Origin of the sequence: Pseudomonas sp. SIMBA_067, assembly GCF_046534675.1 — a bacterium.
Lineage (GTDB): Bacteria > Pseudomonadota > Gammaproteobacteria > Pseudomonadales > Pseudomonadaceae > Aquipseudomonas > Aquipseudomonas putida.
Map to the genome: position 1 here is coordinate 1 of NZ_JAWRYH010000077.1, position 402 is coordinate 402.

Below are 402 nucleotides of genomic sequence, written 5' to 3' on the forward strand. Positions count from 1 at the left end.
GAGGCCAGCTCGATGCTGACGAGCTAAAAGTTTTCCCACCAAAATTGAAGCGATGGCTGGCTGTGTCTGCATGGCTTATCATCATTGGTTTTGGGTGGCTGATGCTCGCAGCTTGTGTTATAGAAATTTCCAAAATGAAGTAATTTTTGTTTCTTGATAATTGACTTATGCCTGCTGCGACAATGGTCCATTAGAACGTATGAGATGCGCGTCAGTCAGACCCGCAATTGCGGGTCTTTCTCCTTCTGCTCATCGTCACTTTTCTCAGGCGGAAGATGCTGCAACTTTGCCTCCACCGTCGCTTTGTCCCCCCGCGTCTTGACCAGTGACACCACCACCCCACCCAACAACAACCCAAACGTCACCCCCAACGACAGCAACGCCGGTACCTTGCCCACCATG

At 50.7% G+C, this 402-nt stretch carries 1 pseudogene; it reads right to left on the reverse strand.

Features of this window, described 5'->3' with window-relative positions:
- Nucleotides 1–215 precede the first annotated feature (215 nt).
- Nucleotides 216–402, reverse strand: a pseudogene (locus SB765_RS28155) (TerC family protein); the annotation flags it as partial.